The following is a 20,901-nucleotide window of genomic DNA, read 5'->3' as shown; positions in this document are numbered from 1 at the left end:
CACTGCTCCACCCCGAGGGCCGTTGTGGCCGCTTCGGGTGTGATGCGCGCATTGCGGTGAGGTGGGGGGTACTGGTGCGGATTCGGCTGCTCGGGCCGGTGGAGTTGCGGGCCGGGGCGGACGGCTTCGCGAGCGTGGCGGGCGCGCAGCGGCGGGCGGTGCTGGCGCTGCTCGCGCTGCGGCTGGGGCACCTGGTCTCCATGGACCAGCTGTGCGAGCTGCTGTGGGACGAACAGCTGCCGGCCAGTGCCAGGGCGGCGGTGCAGGGGCACGTCGCCGCGCTGCGGAAGGTGCTCGCCGGCACCCCGTTCGAGCTGCACACCCGGGACGCCGGCTACCTGCTGACCGGGCCGTCCGGCCAGGTGGACGCGCTGCGCTTCGAGGAGCTCACCGGCACGGCCGAGGAGCGGGCCGGCCTCGGCGACCGCACCGCGGCGGTCGCCCAGCTGGAGGAGGCGCTGCGGCTGTGGCGCGGCGAGGCGCTGGCCGACCTGCCCGACACCCCGCTGCGCGCCGCAGCGGTGGACCGGCTGAGGCAGTCCCGCACCGCCGCCCTGCTCTGCTGGGCCGGGCTGCGGCTGGGCCAGGGCGCCGGGGCGTCGGCCGTACCGCTGCTGGAGCAGGGCGTGCGGGTGGACGGACTGCGCGAGGAGCTGGTGGCGATGCTGATCCGCTGCCTGCACCAGGCGGGCCGGCCCGCGGAGGCCCTGAACGCCTACCACCAGGCCCGGGTGCGGCTGGACGAGGAGCTGGGAATCCACCCCGGTCCCGCGCTGCGGGCCGCGCTCGCCGAGGTGCTGACCGACGGCCGTGCGCCGGAGCCGCCCGCCGCCGTACCGGCGCCGGGCCCCGCCCCGCAGCAGCACCGGGTGCCGCGTCAGCTCCCCCGCCGGCATCCGGACTTCGTCGGCCGCGTCACCGACCTGGCCCGCCTGGACCGGGCCTGCGGACCGGGCCGCGCCGGGGACGGCCCGGTGCTGGTGGTCGGCCCGGCCGGGGTCGGCAAGAGTTCGCTGGTCACCGCCTGGGCGCACCGGGTCGCCGACCGCTACCCGGACGGTGTGCTCCACGCCGACCTGCACGGCCTCGCCCCGGACGGCCCGGCGCGGCCCGAGGCCGTCCTGGCCGGTTTCCTGACCGCCCTCGGCGTGCCGCGGGACGGCATCCCTGCCGAGCGCTCCGCCCGGGCCGGGCTCTACCGCGAACGGACCGGCGGCCGCCGGCTCCTGGTGCTGCTGGACGACGCCGCCGACGCCGACCAGATCGCCGATCTGCTGCCCGCGGGGCCCGCCGCCACCGCCGTGGTCACCAGCCGGGGCTCGCTGGAGGGCCTGGTGGCCCTGGCCGGGGCCGCGCTGCTGTGCCTGGCCGCACTGCCCGAGGACGACGCGCTGCACCTGCTGGACCGCGCCCTGCCACCCGAGCGGCTGCGTACCGAACCGGAGGCCACCGCCCGGCTCGCGGCCCTCTGCGACCACCTGCCGCTCGCCCTGCGGATCGCCGCGGCCCGGCTGGCCGACCGGCCGGACCGGACGATCGCCGGGCTGGTCGCCCAACTCGCCGACGAGCGGACCAGGCTGACCGTCCTGGACGCCGACGGCACGCTCTCCGTCGCGGCCCAGCTCGACCTGACGCGACGTCAACTTCCCGACACCGCAGCCGAGCTGCTGACCGCCCTGGCCGCCCACCCGGGCCGCGAGGTGGACGCCCAGGCGAGCGCCGCGCTGCTGGGCAGCGACACCGCCACCGCCCACCGGGCGCTCGGTGAACTGGCCTCCCACCACCTGCTCACCGGCACCGTGCCGGGCCGCCACGCCCGGACCGACCTGGTCCGTCTGTTCGGCGCCGGCCTGCTCGCCGAACGGCCGGAAGCGCACCGGCTGCTGCTCCGCGAGCGCCTGTCCGACCACTACCTCGCGGCCCTGCGGCACTGCGGCCGCTTCCTCGACCCCTGCCAGGAGGACACCGCCGCCGAGGACACCGCTGACGAGGACACCGGCCGGGGGGCCACCCGTCAGGGGGCCGCCGGCGTGCCCGCCCAACCGGCGCAGGGCCTGCCCCCCGCCGTCGACATCCGCACCGCGCTCGACTGGTTCGACGCCGAGGAACCCGCGATCAGCGCCCTGATCGCGGACTCCGTCGACACCGATCCGGAACGCGCCTGGCGGCTCGCACTGACCTGCGGCTCGCTCTACTACGGCGCCAGCCGCTTCACCGACTGGCTCGGCTGCGCCCGGCTGGGGCAGCGGGCGGCCGAACGGTGCGGCGACCCGGCCGTGGTCGCGCTGCTGCTCAACTGCCGGGCACAGGCGCTGGTGGCGCTGGAGCGCCGGAGCGAGTCCGCGGAGGCGGCCAGGAGGGCGGTGGCCGCCGCCGAGTCCGCGGCCGGGCCCCGGGCCGCGTCCGCGCGGGTCCGGGCGCTCGCCACCCTGGCGCTGGTCACCGCGATGCTCGGCCACTCCGCCGAGGCCGAGCGGCTGGCGGCCTCCGCCACCACCCTCGCGCTGGAGTCGGGCAACCGCCGGCGGCTGGTCGACGCCAAGGTCCACCAGGGCTGGGTGAGCCTGGCCGTCGGCGACCGGGAGGGCGCCCAGCAGCTCTCCCGCGAGGCCAGGGAGCTGCTGCCGGCCACGCCGGTCACCCAGGTCCACCTCTGGTCGCTGCTGACCGAGGCGCAGGCCCTCGCGCCGACCGTCCGCGACGACGCGGCCGACCTCGTCTGGCACCGGCTGCTCGCCGCGTGCGAGGAGGCCGGCCTGCTGTACCTGCACGCGCTCGCCGAACAGTCCTACGCCGCCCACCTGCTGGCCCGCGGCCGGGAGCCCGAGGTGCGCGGCCGGCTGCGCACGGCGCTGGACCGCTTCCGCGCGCACGACCGGCAGGCGGGCTACCTGAGTGGGTTCACCACCAGCCTGGAGGAGTCGCTCGACCTCCGCTCCGGCCGGAGGCCGACGGCCGGCTGAACCCGGCGGCCGGCCCCCGGACCGCCGGTCGTGCGCTCAGCAGGTCATGCGCCCAGCCGTTCGTGCGCTCAGCAGGTCATGCGCTCAGCAGGTCATGCGCTCAGCGGGCGGCCGAGGCCGCCCCGCGCTCCGCAGGCGCGTACCCGTGCTCGGCCGCCAGCACCGGACGAAGCGCCCGGATCGCGTAGAAGTTGCGGGACTTGACCGTCCCCGGCGGCACCCCCAGCCGGGCCGAGGCCTCCAGCACCGAACGGTCCTTCAGGTGCAGTTCGACCAGCACCTCGCGGTGGTGCTTCTGCACCCGGCGCAGCGCCAGCGCGATGTCCCGGGCCACCACCACCTGCTCGTACGGGTCGTCGGAGACCGGCCGGTCCTCCAGCTGCTCACCGATCACCTCCTTGGCGCGGGCGGCGGCCATCCGGTAGTGGTCGATCGCGATCCGCCGGGCGACCGTGAACAGCCACGGCCGGCTCGCCTCGGGCCCGGCCGCCAGGGCCTCGGGGTGCTGCCAGGCACGCAGCAGGGTCTCCTGGAGGATGTCCTCGGCCTTGCCGCGGTCCCCGCCGGTGGCCCGCAGCAGCGCCCGCAGCAGGTAGCCGCCGTGCAGCCGGTGGATCTCGGCGAGCACATCGGGGTCGAGGGTCGGACGGGCCGGGGCGGTGGTGACCGCCGGTGCGTCCGCGGAGCCCTCGGACGGCTGGGTGACGGACGTGGGCTGGGCGTCGGACGGCTTCGACACGTGCTACCTCTCAGGTCGGGCAGGGGGGCACAGCACGGGCACGGCATGCTGGGCAACCCGCCGGACGTTCCCGGGGGCCGCAACCGCACACTGCCGGAGGCCGCCAAGTCCGCGCCAAGGATCGGCCAACGCCCCCGTCGCGGGCACCCGCCCCGGCGTCAGGTGCCGCCGTTGGCGGTCGCCGGCCACCGTTAGCCGGTCGTTAGCGGCCGTGACCTGCGGCGCCGTGCCCTCGGCCGGACGGCGCCCGGCCCCCCGCCGGGCGCCGTCCGGCCCGCGGGCGTCAGCCCCCGGTGAGCGCCAGGAACAGCTCCTGCACCCCGTCCTCGCCCCGGTGCTCGATCAGCACCGCGACCCAGCTCGCCAGCCGCTCCCGCTCCGCCGCCGACCAGCCCGGCGCCGACGGGTGCTCGTCCACCACCAGCGCCGTCGCCACGGCCAGCAGCTCCGGCTCCGGCCGCGGCCACCACCGGCCGTCCGGCACCGCCCGCAACGCCAGCCGCCGGGCGACGGCGATCACCTCCACGGCCGACCCCTCGGGCACCGCCAGCGCCGCCGGGCCGGCGGCGCTGGGCGTCGCCGTCCGCACCAGGGATGCCACGAACTCGCGCGCCTCACGCCCGTCCGCAGCCATCCCGCATCCCTCCCCCGTCCCGTTCACGGGACTTCACGCTCCTCTCGGCCTCGCCGGCACCCGGCGAACGCCGGGTGCCACCGAACGACGGTACCGATCGGTAGCCGATCGAGCGGGGGGTTTTTTCTACGAGACCCCTCCCGATCCGACGAGGGGTGCCACCTGCGCCCTGCCCCGCTCAACGGCCGTTCCACCACCAGCGGTTCACTGAACCGGAGGGGTTGCTTCACCCGTAGTCCCGGCTGTACGGGCCGGACCGGAGGCACCGGTGCGGCGCACCACGGACCGGGAGGTCATCCGATGGCTTTCTCCGACGGCACACCGGGCGCGGGCACCGCCGCCCCGGCCGCGCCCGACTACTCGCCGGCCGCCTGGCCCGAGCCGGTCACCCTGCGGCCCCGGCACCCGCTCGACCCGCTCGGCACCGTCCTCATCCCGCCCCCCGAACGACAGCTGTTCACCCGGCCCCCGGCCGTCGGACCGCCCTCGGCGGCGCCCTGGCCGCCCTCGCCCCCGGCCGTGCCGCCGGCCGGGGGCGAGGGCGCCCGGACGGCTCCCGGACCGCCTCCCGCCCCCACCGCCCCGCAGCCGGGGGCGGACAGCCCGCGCAGCCGCCGGCTCGCCCTCCCCGGCGGTGGGGAGGCACGGCGGCGGCGCCTGCTCGACCGCGTCCGGGTGCCGCTGCGGGCCTGCCACCGGATCGCCGTCCTGGGCGCCCCCGCCACCGGCGTCGCCGGCGTCCTCGGCGCCCTGCTCGCGGAGCACCGGGCCGACCCGGTGCTCGTCCTCTCCACCACCGGGCCCGCCGGAAGCGAGTGCCGGACCGGCGGCCGGCTCGTGCTGCGGTGCGTACCGCCGGACCCGGCCGCCCTGCGCGAGGCCCTCGGCGCGGCCGGCGGCCACTTCCCGGTGATCCTCGCGGACACCACCGGCGCCGACGCCGGGACGCAGCTCGCCGCCGCCGGGCAGGCCGACCAGCTGGTCCTCTGCGAGCAGGCCTCCGCCACCGGCGCCCGCAACACCGACGCCCTCCTCGACCACCTCACCGCCCTCGGCCACGACGGCCTGGCCCGCGGGGCGACGACCGTCTTCACCCCCGCCCCGCCCAGCGCCCGCGCGGTCGCCGACCGCGATCTCCTCCCCCACTTCCGCGCCCGCTGCCGCGGCGCCCTCACCCTCCCCGCCCACCCCCACGCCGGCCCCGCCGCCCTCCGCCCCCGGGCCCGCCTCGACTACCTCGAACTCGCCGCGCTCATCGGCGACGCCATGGCCGGACGCCCGCACTGACGGTCGTGCCCGGGCGGGTGCCCGGAGCCGCCCCACCGCCGCGTCGGGACCGAAGGGGTTCACTCCGGCGGACACCCGCGCCACGGCACCATCGTGCGGAACGAGGGCGGCACGACAACGCCCGCACCGGAGGAACCGGCGGGGCGGACGGCGGCAGCGGCCACCGAGGCGGTCCGACACCTCGTCAGCCCTCCTCCGCCCGCCCCGGACGCCGGCCCCGGGCACGGGCCCGCGGAGCCACCGCACCCCCCGCCGCCACGAAGGCGACAACCGCGAACGAGGGCGGCACGACAACGCCCGCACCGCCCACCGGGGTCACACCGGCAGGACGGACGCCGGGACACGACGGCAACGGCCGCCGGGGTAGGCCGACGTCCCGTCAGCCCTCCTCCGCCCGCCCCGGGCGCCAGCCCCGGGCACGGGCCCGCGGAGCCACCGCACCCGCCGCCGCCACGAGGGCGATGACGGCGAGCGAGGACAGCGCGACCAGGCCCGCCTGGCCGCCGGCGTCACCGGGGACCGGGGCCGGGGGCATGGCGAGGGCGACCGCCGGGGTGGGCGAGGCGGTGGCGGTGGGGGCGGCGAGCCGGGTGACGGCCGCGACCGGGTCGACGGTGCCGTGGCCGAACTGCGCGTTCGGGCTGCGGTAGGCGGTGGTCTCCAGGCGCCGGGTCAGCTGGTCGACGGTCAGGTCCGGGCGGTAGCCCAGGACGAGGGCGGCGGTGCCGGCCACGAAGGCGGTGGCGAAGCTGGGGCCGGCGCCGGTGTAGTAGCCGCCGGGGGCCGGGCCGGGGCCGGTGACGGCGTCGCCCGGGGCCGCGAGGTCGATCCGGCCGCCGACCTGGACGGCCGAGGTGCCTTCCGGGAGCGCACCGCCGGGGGCGAGGTCGCGGACGGCGAGCACCTCGGGGTAGGCCGCCGGGTAGGCGGGGCCCGGCTTCCCGCCGGACTGGCCGGCGTCGGAGGGGGTGGTGTCGGGGGCGGCCGGGGCGACGACGAGGGCGCCCTTGCCCCGCGCCGCCCGGACCGCCGCGGCCAGCGCGTCGCTGCCGTTCGGCAGCGCGACCCCGACGGCGATGACCCGCGCGCCCCGGTCGGCGGCCGTGGTGACGCCCTGGGCCAGCAGGTCGGCGGAGGCCGTCCCGGCGTCGTTGGTGACGGAGATGCCGAGGATCCGGGCGCGCGGTGCGATGCCGGCGAAGCCCGCGCCCTCGCGCTGGTCGGCGGCGATCAGGCCGGCCAGGAAGGTGCCGTGGCCGACGCAGTCCTGGGCGGAGTCGGGGCCGCCGGGCAGCGTGGCCAGGTCGAGCCGGCCGGTCAGCAGGCCGCCGCCGTCCTTCACTCCGGAGCCGAGCACGGCGACGGTGACGCCCTCGCCCCGGCTGAGCGGCCAGACCCGGTCGGGCCGCAGGAAGGTCTGCGGCCAGGGGGTGAGCTGGGTGCCCTTGGTGGACGCCGGCAGGCAGCCGGCCGGCCGCCCGCTCGCGTCGCGCCGCTGCTGGCTGACGCCGGGCAGCGCGTCCGGGGCCTCGGCCGCGGCGGCGCCCGCGGGGAACAACGGTCCTGTGGCCAGCACCCCCACCGCCAGCACCCCCGCCGCCAGCGACCCGGCCGCCGTCCGGGTCCGGGGCGCCGTCCTCACGTGAGGCCGCCGATCCGCTCGACCGGGATGTCCTGCGGCAGCAGCAGGCTGAGCTCGTCGAGGTCCGCCACGTCCAGCCGGGACAGCCGGCCCGCCTGCCGGGTGATCATCGCCTCCAGCACCTGCCGGGCGAACCGTCCGTTGCCGAAGGAGCGGTCGCGCGGGACGGCGCCGAACAGGGTGCCGAGCGCGGCCAGGGTCTCCGGGGTGCAGGTGTAGCCGGCGGTCTCGGCCTGCACCCGGACGATGGTGACCAGTTCCTCGTCCCCGTAGTGGTCGAAGGTGATCTCCCGGGAGAACCGGGAGGCCAGGCCGGGGTTGGAGGCGAGGAAGCCGCGCATCTCCTCCTGGTAGCCGGCCACGATCACCACGACCTCGTCGCGGTGGTCCTCCATCAGCTTCATCAGGGTGTCCACCGCCTCCTGGCCGAAGTCCCCGCCGGAGCCGTTGCGGGGCGTCAGGGTGTACGCCTCGTCGATGAACAGCACGCCGCCGCGGGCGCGTTCGAAGGCGTCCTTGGTGAGCTGGGCGGTGTGCCCGATGTACCGGCCGACGAGGTCGGCGCGGGCGGTCTCGATCAGCTGTCCCGAGGGCAGCACGTCGAGTTCCGCGAGGAGCCGGCCGTAGAGCCGGGCCACGGTGGTCTTGCCGGTGCCGGGCGGGCCCGAGAACACCAGGTGGTGGCTGATGGTGGCGGAGGGCAGTCCGGCCTCGATCCGGCGCCGGGTCTGCCTGGTCAGGTTGACCAGGTCCTCGACCTGCTCCTTGGCGGCGGCCAGGCCGACCATCGCGCGCAGCCGGTCGAGCAGCCCCGGCTCCTCGTCGCGGCCCTCGCCGGCGGCGTCCGCGGCGGCCTGCTCGCCGACGTCGGCGGGCAGCAGCTTGGTGAGGGCCTCGTTGTCGAAGTGCTCCAGTTCGGCGAGCCGGGAGGCCTGCCGGTCGACCATCTCCTCGAACACCTTGCGGGCCGCCCGGCCGTTGCCGAAGTCGGCGCCCTTGGGCATCCGCTCGAAGTGCGCGGCGAGCGCCTCCCTGGTGCCCTCGGCGAGTTCGTAGCCGTGCCCGCCGGCGGCGTGCCCGACGATCGTGGTGAGCTCGTCGTCGCTGTAGTTGGCGAACTCGACGGTGCGGCTGAACCGGGAGGCCAGACCCGGGTTGGAGGCCAGGAACTCGCGGATCTCGGTCTCGTACCCGGCGACGATCACCACCAGGTCGTCGCGGTGGTCCTCCATCAGCTTGACCAGGGTGTCGATGGCCTCGCGGCCGAAGTCCGGGCCGGTGCCGCCGGAGCCGGCCGACAGGGTGTACGCCTCGTCGATGAACAGCACCCCGCCGAGGGCCTCCTTGACCACCTCGGTGGTCTTGAGCGCCGTCCCGCCGATGATCGAGGCGACCAGGTCGGCCCGGGCGACCTCGACCAGGTGGCCGCTGCGCAGCACGCCGAGTTCGGCGAGGATCGCGCCGTAGAGCCGGGCGACGGTGGTCTTGCCGGTGCCGGGCGGGCCGGCGAAGACCAGGTGCCGGCTCATCGGCAGGGCGGGCAGCCCGGCCTGTTCGCGGCGGCGGGCCAGCTTGTTGAGGTTGACCAGGGTGGCGACCTGCTCCTTGACGCCCTGCAGCCCGACCAGGGTCTGGAGGACGGCCTGCGGGCCCTGCGGCCCGGCCGGGGCGGCGCCGGACCCCGCCGTCCCCTCGGCCGGGGCGTCCGCTCCGTCGGCGGCGGGGGCGGCACCGGGCTCGGTGGTGGCGACGGCCGCCGCGCCGTGGGCGTCCGGCGAGCGGTTGTCCCGGCTGTCCAGGTTCTCCACCGCGAGGCGGTCGGTGGGCTCGGTCTGCCGCAGCCCGGCGCCCTGGTTCTCGGCGGCCACGCAGTCGGTGAGCCGGACGGGCTCGGTGGTCTCGGAGCGCAGCCCGTCCACCGTGTTGTCGCCGAGCTGGCAGGAGGTCAGCGTGGCACGGGCGCCGGGCAGCAGGTGCAGCCCGTGCCGGCGGTTGGTCCGCAGCCGGGTGCGGGTGGCGGTCAGCTCGCCGCCGTGTTCGACGCTCGCGCCGTCGAGGGTGTTGTCGGTGGACTCGACGTCGCGCAGGGTCGCGATGCCCTCGGCGCCGACCGAGATCCCGCAGGATCCGCTGCCGCGCACCAGGCTGCCGCCGAGGTAGGTGTTGGCGCCGTCGGCGATCCGCACGCCGTGCTTGCCGGCGTCGACGACGGTGACGTCCTCCAGCCGGCCGCGCCCGTCGTGCAGCACCTCGATGCCGTGGCCGCCGGCGGCGGTGACGGTGCTGCGGCGCAGCAGCGGGTTGGCGCCCTCGCGCACCACGATGCCGACGCCGGCCGCGTCGCGGACCTCCAGCCGGTCGAACTCGGCGGCGCTCTCCCCGGTGAGTTCGACGCCGTCGGCCTCGGCGTCGCGCACCACCGCCCGCACCAGGCTGGGCCCGGCCGACTCGCCGACGTGGATGCCGGTCCTGGCGGGGGCGGTGACCTCGCAGTCCTCCAGGGTGCCCCGGGCCCGGTCGGCGATGTGCAGGCCGTGGCCCTGGGGGCGGACGGCGCGGCAGCGGCGCAGCAGCGGGTCGGTGCCGTTGGTGAGGACGAAGCCGTGGCCGCGCACGGCGGTGACGGTGCAGTCCTCCAGCACCACCCGGGCGGTGGAGCCGACGAAGACGCCGAGCGCGCTGTCCCTGATCTCGGTGCGCAGCAGCCGTGTGGTGCTCTGCTCCTCCAGGGCGACGGCGGGCTTGTCGGTGGCGGAGATCTCGCAGTCCTCGACCACGCCGCGCGACTCGCCGTTGGCGCACAGGCCGTTGCCGCGCGCGTCGCGCAGCACGCAGCGCCGGACGGTCGGGTTGGCCCGCTCACCGATGACCACGGCCGAGGTGCCCAGGTGCTCGATGACGCTGTCCTCGATCACGCTGGTGCCGGTGGAGGTCTCCACCAGTCCGGCGCCGGCCGGGTTGGTCACCCGGCTTCCGCGCATGGCGAGTTCGCCCTGCTGGCGGGTGAGCACGGCGGTCCACGCGTTGCCGATCACCTCGCAGTCCTGCATGGCGAGCTGGCCGCGCGGGACGTCCACGGCGGGCAGGTCGTCGTCCTGCCCCTGGAGCACCAGGCCGGTGAGCTGGACGGCCTCGGTGAGCACCTGGACCACCGAACCGCGGCGGGGGCTGATCCGCACGCTGCCCCTGACGTCCTCCGCGGTGATGCTCACCACCTTGGTGAGCACCAGGTTCTCGTCGTACCGGCCGGGGCGGACCGAGATCACCGCGCCACTGCGGGCTGCCTGGAGGGCTTCGCCGATCGTGCGGTAGGAGCCGGGCTCCCGCTGCTCCGCGCAGACCGTCAGCACCGGGCGCGACATTGCCTGGGGTTCCCTTCGTCGTGGGGCGTTGAGGTTCGGTGGTTCGGTGGGCCGGCGGTTTGGTGGGCCGGACGGGGTCAGGCCGTGCAGGTGGCGCGGACGGCACTGGCCGCGTGGTGGGCGAAGGTCGTGGTGCCGCCCGACCAGTCCAGGCCGCGGCTGTGCAGCGTGACCGAGATCGGGCCGCGGTAGGAGAAGGGCCCCTGGTTCACCCAGCTGCCGCGGCTGGCGGTCTGGTTGATGCTGAAGGAGCCGACCTGGCCGCCGCCGCTCTGCACCGTGTAGTAGCTCGGGCTGCCGCCGACCTGCTTCACGTCGCCGCTGGACGGGATGTAGACGGACAGGGTGCAGCTGCTGACCTTGTCCAGGGTGAAGGTCCAGACCACCGAGTTGCCGTTGTCGTCCTTGTTGGCGTCGCCGGACATCGGCATCGAGACGTAGCTGCCGTTGCAGCCGTCGCCGCTGTAGCCGCCGGAGTTGTTGCGCCAGCCCTTGTCGCCCTGGTCGAACCAGCCGTTGGCCTTGTACACGCCGCCGGGCTTGCAGTACGGGCCGGCGACCGCGATGACCGGTGCGGGCGGCTTGGCGGCCGCGGGCGTGGTCTGCTGGGGCGCCGGCTGGTTCGGCACGGGCGGGTTGGGGGCGGGCTGGTTCGGCACGGGCGGGTTGGGGGCCGGGTTGGCCCCGCCGGAACCGCCCGCGCTGCCCGAGCCGCCCGTGGCGGCGCTCGAACCGCCCTGGGACCGGGCCGCCCCGCCGGTGGAACTCCCGTTCGCCGGCGCGGGGTTGGCCGCGCCGGGCTTGGCGGCCTCGCCTCCGCCGCCACCACCGGACCCGCCGGACCCGCCGGCGCCACCCGCGCCGTTCGGGGCCGACGCGGGCTGGTCGCCCGGCGCCGCCGAGGCCGACGTCACGGGCAGCGGGACCGCCGCGCCCGGCTGCCCCTCGGGCGGGGGGCCCGCGGGGTCGGTGCTGCCGCCGTGCTCGTCGAAGCCGGGGACGAAGCCGTTGCCGCCGTCCCCGCCGCTCTGTCCGTAGCCGGGCGGGGCGTCGGCCTGGGCGGGCCCGTGCTTGGGGTCGTTGCCGCCGAGCTGGGTCACCACCACGGAGGTGCCGACCAGGACCAGGCCGACGGCGACGGCCGCGGCGATCATCGGGCGGGAGACCTTGCCGGGGCGCGGCCCGGGGTCCGCGGCGCCCTCGCCGACCGGCTCGGTGGCCTCGACGGCGGCGAGCGCCACGGCCTCGGGTGCGGCGGGCGCGGCCGGAGCCGTCGTGGCGGCCCGGGGCGCGGCGGGAGCGGTGGGCGCGGCCGGACTCGCGGGCCCGGTCGTGGACGCGTTCTCCGGCTCGGCCCCGGCCTCAGACTTGGCCCCGGCCCCGGTGGTCGCGGCGGCACCGGCGCCGGCCCCGGTGGTCGCGGCGGTCCGCGCCCCGGTCGGCGTGGCGCTCGCGGTCCCGGCGCCCGCCGGTGCGGGCAGCACCGCGGTCGCGGCGCTCGCGGACTCCGCCTCCTGCTCCCCGGCGTCCGCCTCGGCCGCCATCGCCCAGTTCACCGCCGGGAGCCGGAAGCCGCCCGGCCTCCGGCCCGGCTCGCCGCGCTGTTCCTCGCCCACCATGCATCCCCTGCGCTCGACGACACTCCCGTGGGGAGGTACGGACGGCGTGGCCGAACCGGTTCAGCCGGATCGGCGCAGTTCAGGAGCCGACCGTCCAGACGGGTTCCTCGACCGCCTCCGGCGGGGTCAGCACGAAGGACACCGCCAGCTCCAGCACCTCCGCCGGCGGCTCCGCCCACGGGCCGTCGCCCTGCTCGCGCACGTGCGCGAGCAGGGCGGGGTCGGGTGCCAGCCCGTACTCCTCCAGGTAGTACGCCACCGTGTCGGTCCAGATCCACCGGCCGTCGGTACGGAAGCCCATCGGCACGACGCCGCGCCGGTCCGGGTCGACCACGTCGTCCATCAGCATCGGTGTCAGCAGCACCGCCGCCCCGGCCCGCAGGTACCGGAGGACGTCCTCGCGCTCCGCCCCCGCCGCCAGCCGCGGCCGGTCCGCCGCGAACCCGGGCCCGGTCACCGGATCCACCACGTCGAACACCGCCGCGAGCCGGAACCCGCTCCGTACCGTCTCGGCCATCCCCGCACTCCTCACCGCCGGTCACATCCCTACGCTCCGTCCGACGGGCGGACGGCGCCTCGGGGTTCACCGGGCCCGCCCGTCGGTCCGTCGGTCTTGCCGTCCTTCCGCCCTTCCGCCCTTCCGCTCAGACGAGACCGGCGCCGAGCGCCAGGACGTAACGGGAGGGGTCGGCGGGGCGGGTGCGGTCGGCGGGGGCGACGGCGTCGCGGCGGGCGAGCCAGGTACGCAGGCGGTCTGGGCCGGGACGGACCCCGCCGATCTCATGGAGCAGCACCCGGGCCGGGCGGCCCCCGTCCGGGTCCGCCGGCTCGACCTCGACCACCTCGAACTCCGTGCCCGGGGCGAAGATCACCGTCGGCTGGTCGCCCGGTTCGCCGAAGGCCGAACTGCGCCGGCCGCCGACGGACCAGATGGCGAACTCGATCCCGACGCCCTCCCCCAGGTCCGCGCCCGGCGCCGCCAGACCGGTGAGCGGGGCCCGCTCGGACAGCACCGTGCCCGGGGCGTACGCGGCGAGGTCGCACGCCTCCGCCGGGCCCGCGACCAGCACGCCGCCGTAGTGGCTGGGCAGCCGCCGCAGTCCTGCGGCGAGGCACCGCAGGTACGGGCCGTAGCGGCCGGGCGCGTCGGACCGGGCCGCCGCGAGGAGTTCGGCCCGGTCGGCCAGGGGGCTGGAGTCGCCGTGGTGCAGCAGTACGGCGACCAGTTCGGGCCTCGGGTCGGTCTCCTCCGTCCGGGCGCGCAGGGCGGGCAGCCGGGTGGCGACGTCCTCGGCCCGGCGGGCCAGGCGCTGGTAGGCGGAGCCGAGTTGGGTGACCAGGGCCGCGCGGTCCGCGGCGGGGGTGGCGGGTTCCGCGGGTTCCGCGGGCTCCACCACCGGGGGCGTCACGGCGGGCGCCGCGGGCTCGGGTTCGGGCTCGGGCTCGGGTCCCGGTTCGGGCTCGGGTTCCGGAGCGGGTTCCGGAGCGGGTTCGGGCTCCGGAGCGGACGCGACGGCCGGGGCTTCGGGAGCCGGTTCCTCCGCCACCGGCTTCTCGGCGGCGGCCTCAGGGGCCAATATTGTTCCTTCGACCGCTTCCTCGGGAGCCTCCTCCGCGAACGTCCCTCCCGAAGTCGACACCGTGACAGCGGGCTCCGGCACCGGCACCGGCACCGGCCCGAAGTCAAGGTCAGGGTCAGGTACGGCCACCGGCCCAGACTCAGGCTCCGGCACCGGCTCCGGCACCACCGCGGCCGCCACGACCACCTCGGCCTCGGCCTTCACCGCCACCTCGGGCAACGGCTCCGCACCGACCCCGACCGCACCCCCGGCCGCCTCCGGCCCGACCCAGTCCAGTCCGTACAGCCGCGCGCAGAACCGCCCCACCGCCGCCGACCCGATGTCCAGCGCCCCCGCCACCGCGAGCGCGAGCCGGGCCGGGCCCGGCGGGACCGAGCCCAGCACCGCACCGAGGTGGTCCCAGAGCGTCTCCGGTACCGGCCGGCCCGGCGCGCCCACGACCAGCACCGGCTGCGCCGGGTCCGGCCTGCGCAGCCGGGGGCCGCGGTCGGAGGCGCCGGCGGGGCGGAGCCACAGCCCGGCCGCCACCGCCTCCAGCTCCCAGCCGGGGAAGGCCGGGTAGCGCGCCGTCCCCGGCGCCGCGGGCAGGTCGGGGCGGGTGCGCCAGCCGACGGCGGTGACGGTGCGCTCGCTCGGGCGGGCCACCAGCTCGGTGAGGTACGGTTCCCAGCCCTCGCCCCCGTCCGGCGCGGGCTGGACGTGCCGCGCGCCGAACCCGGACGCCCCCGCCGCGCCCACCGGCACGCCGATCGCCGCCCGCACCTCCTGGCCGAGCGAGGCCGCCAGCACTGCCGCCAGCTCGATGAGTTCGACCGGAGCGGCCCACGGCGCGCTCACCGTCAGGCGCTCCCGCCGCCCGGTCGTGTCCTGCAACAGCGCCGCGGCGTTGGCCAGTTGGACGGCACTGGGCAGCGGTCCCGCCGGACCGCCGAGGATCAGCAGCAGTCCGTCCGGTGGCGCGACCGCCCGGTCCAGCACGGCGGGCCTGACCGGCCCGGCCACCGTCTCGGTGATCCAGTGGGCCCCGCCGCGCAGCGGGGTGACGGTCGCGGCGGCGGGCCAGCGGCCGCCGAGCGGTTCCGCTCCCCCGCCCGGCCGGCAGCGCCACCACGTCCCGTCCACGGCCGGCAGGGTGCCGTCCGGCTCGACGCTCACCACCGCGTCCGGTGCGACGACCGTCAACCCGCAGCGCCTGGCGAGCAGTTCGGCGGGCCGCCGGCCGTCCGGGCCGAGCGCCGCCAGCCCGGAGGCGGCCAGCACCAGCACCTCGGCGCCGCGCTCGCGCGCCGCCCCGGCGAGTTCGTCCAGCGAGGCGAGCAGGACGGGCGCCGCGTCCGCCGCGGCCGCGAGCAGCAGCAGCGCCCGCGGCTCGGCCCGCACCGGCGCCAGCGCCTCGGCCAGTCCGTCCGCCTCCGCGCCGGGCGGCGCGATCACGTAGTGCGGGCCGAGCGCCCGCAGCGTCGAGGCGTTCACCGTTCCCGGACCCTCCGTGGTCGCCGTCACTGCTCGACCTCCACCAGGTGCCCGGTCTGCACCTGCACCGTCCGCCGCCGGGTGATGTACAGCCCGCGCCCGGTCGGCAGCACCCGGGGCCGGATGTTGCCGAACAGGAAGCCCTCCGACGGCGGGCAGGACATCAGCAGCGCGGGCGAGTTGACCTCCTGGAGCTTGCGCACCAGCGGGTCGCCGAGCGCCCGCCCGATGCCGTTGGCGCCGCGGGCGACGACCAGGTGGAGGCCGATCTCGGCGCCCTGCGCCAGGTCCTCCAGCAGCGCGGCGAAGGGGTGGCTGCCGCTGCCCGGGCCGACCAGGTCGTAGTCGTCGACGAGGATGAACAGCTCGGGCCCCGTCCACCAGTCGCGTTCCCTGAGCCGGGAGGGTGCGATGTCGGCGGGCGGGATGCGGTTCTTCATCGCCCGAGAGGCCCCGTCGACGATCTGGCGGAGCTTGTCGACGGCCACGGCGTAGCCGAGCCGGTACTCCTCCGGCACCGCGTCGTAGAGGCCGCGCCGGTAGTCGACCAGCATGATCCTGGCCTCGGCCGGGGTGTAGGCGGTGGTGATGGCCTTGATCATCAGCCGCAGCAGGTTCGTCTTGCCCGACTCGCTGTCGCCGACCACCAGCAGGTGCGGGCTCTCCTCGAAGTCGTGCCACAGCGGCGCGACCTCGGTGTCCTCCAGGCCGATCGGCACCCGCAGCCGGCCCGTGGGGGCGGGCAGCCCGGCGGCGTCCAGGGTGAGCGGCAGCATCCGCACCTCAGGAGCGCGCGGCCCGGTCCAGTGCGCGGCGACGGCGTCGACCAGGTCGGCGACGCCCTCGCCGAGGTCGTCGGTGCTCCCGGAGCCGTCGATCCTGGGCAGCGCGGAGAGGAAGTGCAACTGCTCGTCGGTGAGGCCTCGGCCGGGCAGCTTGGGCACCTTGGCGGCGGCCCGCATGTTGATCATGGAGTCGACGGAGTCGCCCAGGCGCAGCTCGAAGCGGGTCTGCAGCTGGTCGCGCAGGCCGCCGGTGATCTCGCCCCAGCGGGTGGTGCCGATGACCAGGTGGACGCCGTAGTTGAGGCCGCGCTGGGACATCAGGGTGAGCGGCTGGACGAGGTCGTTGAACTCCTGGCGCAGGGTGTTCCAGCCGTCGACCACCAGGAAGACGTCGCCGTGCGGCTCGTCGGGCAGCTCGCCCGCGGCGCGGCGGCGCCGGAAGGACGCGATGGAGTCGATGCCCAGCTCGGCGAAGTACTGCTCGCGGCGGGTGATGATCCCGTTGACCTCGGCCACGGTCCGCAGCACCCGCTCGCCGTCGTGCCGGCCGGTGACCCCGCCGACGTGCGGCAGGGCGCGCAGCGTGGAGAGCGTGCCACCGCCGAAGTCCAGGCAGTAGAACTGGACCTCGCGCGGGGTGTGGGTCAGCGCCAGGCCGGTGATCAGGGTGCGCAGCAGGGTGCTCTTGCCGCTCTGCGGGGCCCCGGCGATGCCGACGTGGCCGCCGGCGCCGGAGAGGTCGGCGGTGAGCAGGTCGCGCAGCTGGTTGAACGGGCGGTCGACCACGCCGACCGGCAGGGCGAGGGCGCCGTGCCCGGCCGCGTCCTCGGTGGTGAGGCCGCGCTCGGGGTGCGGGACGAGCGGCGGCAGCAGCTCGTCGAGGGTCGGCGGGACGCCCAGCGGCGGCAGCCAGACCCGGTGGGCGGGCGGCCCGGCGTCGCGCAGCCGGCCGGCCGCGACCTCCAGCAGCGAGCCGGCCGCGGTCTGCTCCTCCTCGGCCCCGGTCTCCGCCACCGGCCGCTGCCTGGGCACCACGTAGTCGGTGCCGTACGCGACGACCTGCCCGGCGATGGCGGCCTGCTGGGCGGCGCGGCGCTTGGGGCGGTACGGGCCGGAGACGTAGGCGGCCTTGAACCGGGTGAGGGTGGAGATGTCGCTGCGCAGGAAGCCGTTGCCGGGCTGGGAGGGCAGCTGGTAGGCGTCCGGGACGCCGAGCACGCCGCGGCTCTCCATGGCGGAGAAGGTCCGCAGGCCGATCCGGTAGGACAGGTGGGACTCCAGCGCGCTCATCCGGCCCTCGTCGAGCCGCTGCGAGGCCAGCAGCAGGTGCACGCCGAGCGAGCGGCCGAGCCGGCCGATCATCACGAACAGCTCCATGAAGTCCCGGTGCGCTGACAGCAGTTCGCTGAACTCGTCGACCACCACGAAGAGCGTGGGCAGCGGGCGCAGCGCGGTGCCGGCGGCGCGCGCGGTCTCGTAGTCCAGCAGCGAGGCGTACCCGGCGTCGCGCAGCACCTCCTGGCGGCGGACGAGTTCGCCGTGCAGGGCGTCGCGCATCCGGTCGACCAGGGCGGCCTCGTCGGCCAGGTTGGTGATCACCGCGGAGGTGTGCGGCAGGGTGTCCAGGCCGAGGAAGGTGGCACCGCCCTTGAAGTCGACCAGGACGAAGTTGAGCACCTCGGAGGAGTGGGTCACGGCGAGCGCCAGCACCAGGGTGCGCAGCAGCTCGGACTTGCCGGAGCCGGTGGCGCCGATCAGCATGCCGTGCGGGCCCATGCCGCCCTGGGCGGACTCCTTGAGGTCCAGGTCGACGGGCCGGCCGTCCGGGCCGAGGCCGAGCGGGACGCGCAGCCGCTGCGGGATGCCGCGCTGGGCCCACATCCCCTCGACGTCGTGGGCGTGCAGGTCGGGGATGCCGAGCAGGGCGGTGAGGTCGAAGTCGGTGGCGAGCGGTTCGGCGGCGTCGACGCCGTCGGCGATCCGGTAGCGGGCGAGCCTGGCGGCGAGCCGGGTCACCGCGGGCAGGCCGAGCGCGTCGGGCCGGCCGAGGTCGGTGGCCACGTCCTTGCGGTTGCGGTCGGCGCCGACCATGGTGAGCCGGCCGTCCTCTATCCGCAGCCGCAGGGTGGTGCGGGCCGGGCGCCACTCCAGGGAGTCGGAGAGGTCGATCAGGACGGCGTTCCGGTAGCCGGTCAGCGCGGCGCGGCTGCCGGTGTGCGCGCCGGGGCCGTCCAGGACCAGGACGGTGAACGGCTCGTCCCGGTCGGGCACGGCGTCCGGCTCGAAGCCGGGGCGGCCGGTGAACTCCTCGCCGAGCAGCTGCTCGACCTCGCCGAGGCTGCCGGCGACCAGCCGGACCGGGCCGGCGCCGTCGGTGTCGGTCGGGTGCAGGGCGTGCGGCAGCCACTTGGCCCATTCCCACTCGGCCCGCCGCTCCGGGTCGGTGACGACGGCGATGCGCAGCTCGTCCGGGCCGTGCACGACGGCGAGCTGGGCCAGCACCGCCCGGACCAGCGCGCGGGCGGCCCCGGGGTCGTCGGAGCGCAGCAGCAGGTGGGCGAAGCCGCGCAGGTGGATCGCCATCGGCTGGTCGGCGAGCGTGCCGTAGGCGTGGATGAAGCGGCGCAGCGCGTGGGCGCAGAGCGGCTCCAGGTCCTCGACCGGCTTGGTGGCCAGCGGTGCGAGCGGGGTGGCCAGGCGCTGGGCGCCCTGCGCGATCCGGACGTCGCTGAAGTCCGGGTGGGCGGCCCGCCGCTCCCACAGCCGGGTGGTGCCGACCAGCGAGCCCAGTTCGGCCGGGGCCGGGTGCCGCCAGGCCAGGGCCCGGCGCTGGGCGTCGATCGAGCGGCGCACCTGACGGCGCATCTGGGAGAGGTAGCGCAGGTAGTCGCGTCGCTCGGCGCGCAGCTGCTGCTTGCGGTCGCTGGAGCCGCGGATCAGCTGGGTGACCAGCATGCCGACGGCGGACAGCGCCATCATGCCCATCGCGACGTAGCTGAGCATGCCGCCACTGCCCTCGCCACCGCCGGGGTGCAGGAACATGAACACCATCGACAGCGAGCCGAGCGCCATCGGGGCCATGCTGATCACACTGGCCATGCCGCCCTGCTTCTCCGGCAGGCCCGGCGGCTCCTGGAGCTGGACCTCACCGTCCGGCATCTCGGGCCCCGGACGCCGGGGCGTCCGGTTGATCAGCTCCACGCTCACTCAGGGCTCCTCACTGCAACGGGCTGCTCACGGCCCCGGGCTGCTCGGGGCGGCCGGCGCTCCCGCGCCCGAGGCCGTCCCCGTTCTGACCCACGGACGGCACCGTGCCTCCGGTTCACGGGGCCGGTTGAACGCGGCACGCCGGGCAGGCCGTTCATCCGGGCGGAGCAGCGGACCAATCCCACCGAACCGGAGGACCGGCGTGAGCAGCAGTGTCGTGGCAGGACTGTGCCGATTGAGGTTCCACGCGCCGGGGACGGCCTTCGAGCTGGCCGTCCCCGCCGACGTACCCCTGGCCGACCTGCTGCCCGCCGTCCTCGGGCACGCCGGCCCCGGGCTCGCCGAGGAGGGCCTGGAGCACGGCGGCTGGGTGCTGCAGCGGCTCGGCGAGGAGCCGCTGGACGAGGAGCGCACCGCCGAGGCGCTGGGCCTGCACGACGGTGACGCGCTGTACCTGCGGGCCCGTCACGAGGCCCTTCCCCAGGTGCACTTCGACGACCTGGTGGACGGCCTCGCCACCGGCATGGACGAGCGCGGCGACACCTGGCGCCCGGCGCTCACCCGGATCCTGGCGCTGGCCCTGGCGCTGGCCGCGCTCGCGGCCGGCTGGGTGCTGCTCGCCCTGCCAGGACCGGCCGCCCCGCGCGAGGCCGCCGCGGCGGCGGTCGCCCTCCTGCTGCTGCTCGGCGCGGCCAGCGCCTCCCGGGCGATGGCCGACGCGGGCGCGGGCGCCGCGCTGGGCGCCGCCGCCGTCCCGTACCTGGCGCTCGCCGCCCTGCTGCTGCCGAACGGGCCGGGCGGCGGTGAGCTGCTCGGGGCCCGGATCCTGGCGGCCTCCTCGGCCGGGGCCGGAGCGGCGGTGCTGGCCCTGGCGGCGGTCGGCGCCGCGGCGCCGCTGTTCCTCGGGGTGGCGCTGGTCGCCCTGCTCGGGGTGGGGTCCGGGGTGCTGGTGCTCTCCGGGATGACGCTCGCCCAGCTGGTGGCGGTGATCGCGGTGGTGTCCGTCCTGGTCGGCGCCTTCGTGCCCTCGCTGGCCTTCCGGCTGTCCGGGCTGCGGCTGCCGATGCTGCCGCGCAACGCGGAGGAGCTCCAGCAGAACATCGAGCCGGTCCCGGCCTCCGCCGTACTGCCCCGGGCCCTGGTCGCCGACGACTACCTGATGGCCCTGTACTCCGCGATCGGCGCCGTCTGCGCCGTCTGCCTGGCCGTGCTGCCCTTCGCCGACGGCTGGGCGGGCCCGGCGCAGGCGGGCGCGATGAGCCTGCTCCTGCTGCTGCACGGCCGGGCCGTCGGCAGCATCCGCCAGCGTCTGGCCGTCCTGCTGCCCGGTGTCCTCGGCGGCCTGGTGCTGCTCGCCCGTGCCACCACCGACGCCTCCGGCACCGGCCGGCTGCTCCTGCTGGCCGCCCTGCTGACGGTGGCGGTCGCCCTCCTGGTCGCCGCCTGGACCGTCCCCGGCCGCCGGCTGCTCCCCTACTGGGGGCGCCTCGCCGACATCCTGCACACCCTCTGCGCTCTGTCCCTGCTCCCGCTGGCCCTCCAGGCCTGCGGGGTCTACCACACCCTGCGCGGCCTGGCCGGCTGACCACCGCCCCGCCCGGCGGGCCCCG

Annotated in this window: 11 protein-coding genes; 3 read left to right on the top strand and 8 right to left on the bottom strand. The window is 76.8% G+C overall.

All coding sequences use genetic code 11. The features are described from left to right. The first annotated feature begins 74 nt into the window (after positions 1-74). Positions 75-2,963 carry a BTAD domain-containing putative transcriptional regulator gene (locus tag ACIQOW_RS14360; protein WP_401083972.1) on the top strand — a complete coding sequence of 963 codons (2,889 nt, stop codon included), beginning with the start codon at positions 75-77 and terminating at the stop codon, positions 2,961-2,963. A 100-nt stretch (positions 2,964-3,063) separates the two neighbouring features. On the opposite strand, the gene ACIQOW_RS14355 is transcribed toward ACIQOW_RS14360, so the two are convergent. Both ACIQOW_RS14355 and ACIQOW_RS14350 read right to left on the bottom strand, forming a co-directional pair. Beyond that, complete coding sequence (locus ACIQOW_RS14355) at positions 3,064-3,702, bottom strand: sigma-70 family RNA polymerase sigma factor (protein ID WP_401083970.1); 639 nt, start codon at positions 3,700-3,702, stop codon at positions 3,064-3,066. Positions 3,703-3,985: 283 nt separating this feature from the next. Then, positions 3,986-4,336 (bottom strand): hypothetical protein, encoded by a 351-nt coding sequence (locus ACIQOW_RS14350; protein ID WP_401083968.1) that lies wholly within the window; start codon positions 4,334-4,336, stop codon positions 3,986-3,988. Positions 4,337-4,636: 300 nt separating this feature from the next. On the opposite strand from ACIQOW_RS14350, the gene ACIQOW_RS14345 reads away from it, so the two are divergent. Beyond that, positions 4,637-5,623: a hypothetical protein gene (locus ACIQOW_RS14345; RefSeq protein WP_401083966.1), complete on the top strand. Its 987-nt coding sequence runs from the start codon at positions 4,637-4,639 to the stop codon at positions 5,621-5,623. Positions 5,624-6,002: 379 nt separating this feature from the next. On the opposite strand, the gene ACIQOW_RS14340 is transcribed toward ACIQOW_RS14345, so the two are convergent. From ACIQOW_RS14340 to eccCa, 6 genes are all read right to left on the bottom strand, one after another. Continuing rightward, on the bottom strand, positions 6,003-7,265 hold the full coding sequence (locus tag ACIQOW_RS14340) for a S8 family serine peptidase (RefSeq protein ID WP_401083964.1): 1,263 nt from the start codon (positions 7,263-7,265) through the stop codon (positions 6,003-6,005). After that, on the bottom strand, positions 7,262-10,627 hold the full coding sequence (locus ACIQOW_RS14335) for a right-handed parallel beta-helix repeat-containing protein (RefSeq protein WP_401083962.1): 3,366 nt from the start codon (positions 10,625-10,627) through the stop codon (positions 7,262-7,264). The genes ACIQOW_RS14340 and ACIQOW_RS14335 overlap by 4 nt, the downstream gene beginning before the upstream one ends. Before the next feature lie 77 nt (positions 10,628-10,704). Next, the gene (locus ACIQOW_RS14330; protein WP_401083960.1) at positions 10,705-12,246 is read right to left on the bottom strand and encodes a hypothetical protein; all 1,542 of its coding nucleotides are present in this window, start codon (positions 12,244-12,246) and stop codon (positions 10,705-10,707) included. A gap of 79 nt (positions 12,247-12,325) precedes the next feature. Continuing rightward, positions 12,326-12,763, bottom strand: a complete 438-nt coding sequence (locus tag ACIQOW_RS14325) for a hypothetical protein (protein ID WP_401083958.1) — start codon at positions 12,761-12,763, stop codon at positions 12,326-12,328. A 127-nt stretch (positions 12,764-12,890) separates the two neighbouring features. Continuing rightward, positions 12,891-15,329, bottom strand: a complete 2,439-nt coding sequence (locus tag ACIQOW_RS14320; protein WP_401083956.1) for a hypothetical protein — start codon at positions 15,327-15,329, stop codon at positions 12,891-12,893. Then, entirely contained in the window at positions 15,326-19,291 is a 3,966-nt protein-coding gene (eccCa, locus tag ACIQOW_RS14315) for a type VII secretion protein EccCa (RefSeq protein ID WP_401083954.1), read from the bottom strand. The genes ACIQOW_RS14320 and eccCa overlap by 4 nt, the downstream gene beginning before the upstream one ends. A gap of 202 nt (positions 19,292-19,493) precedes the next feature. Here eccCa and eccD point away from each other — a divergent pair, with 202 nt between their 5' ends. Further along, positions 19,494-20,876, top strand: coding sequence for a type VII secretion integral membrane protein EccD (gene eccD / locus ACIQOW_RS14310; RefSeq protein WP_401083952.1), 1,383 nt, complete (start codon positions 19,494-19,496; stop codon positions 20,874-20,876). Positions 20,877-20,901: the final 25 nt, after the last annotated feature.

Source organism: Kitasatospora sp. NPDC091335 (assembly GCF_044757205.1).
Taxonomy (GTDB): Bacteria; Actinomycetota; Actinomycetes; order Streptomycetales; family Streptomycetaceae; genus Kitasatospora.
This window is presented reverse-complemented; position numbering and strand designations above follow the sequence as displayed.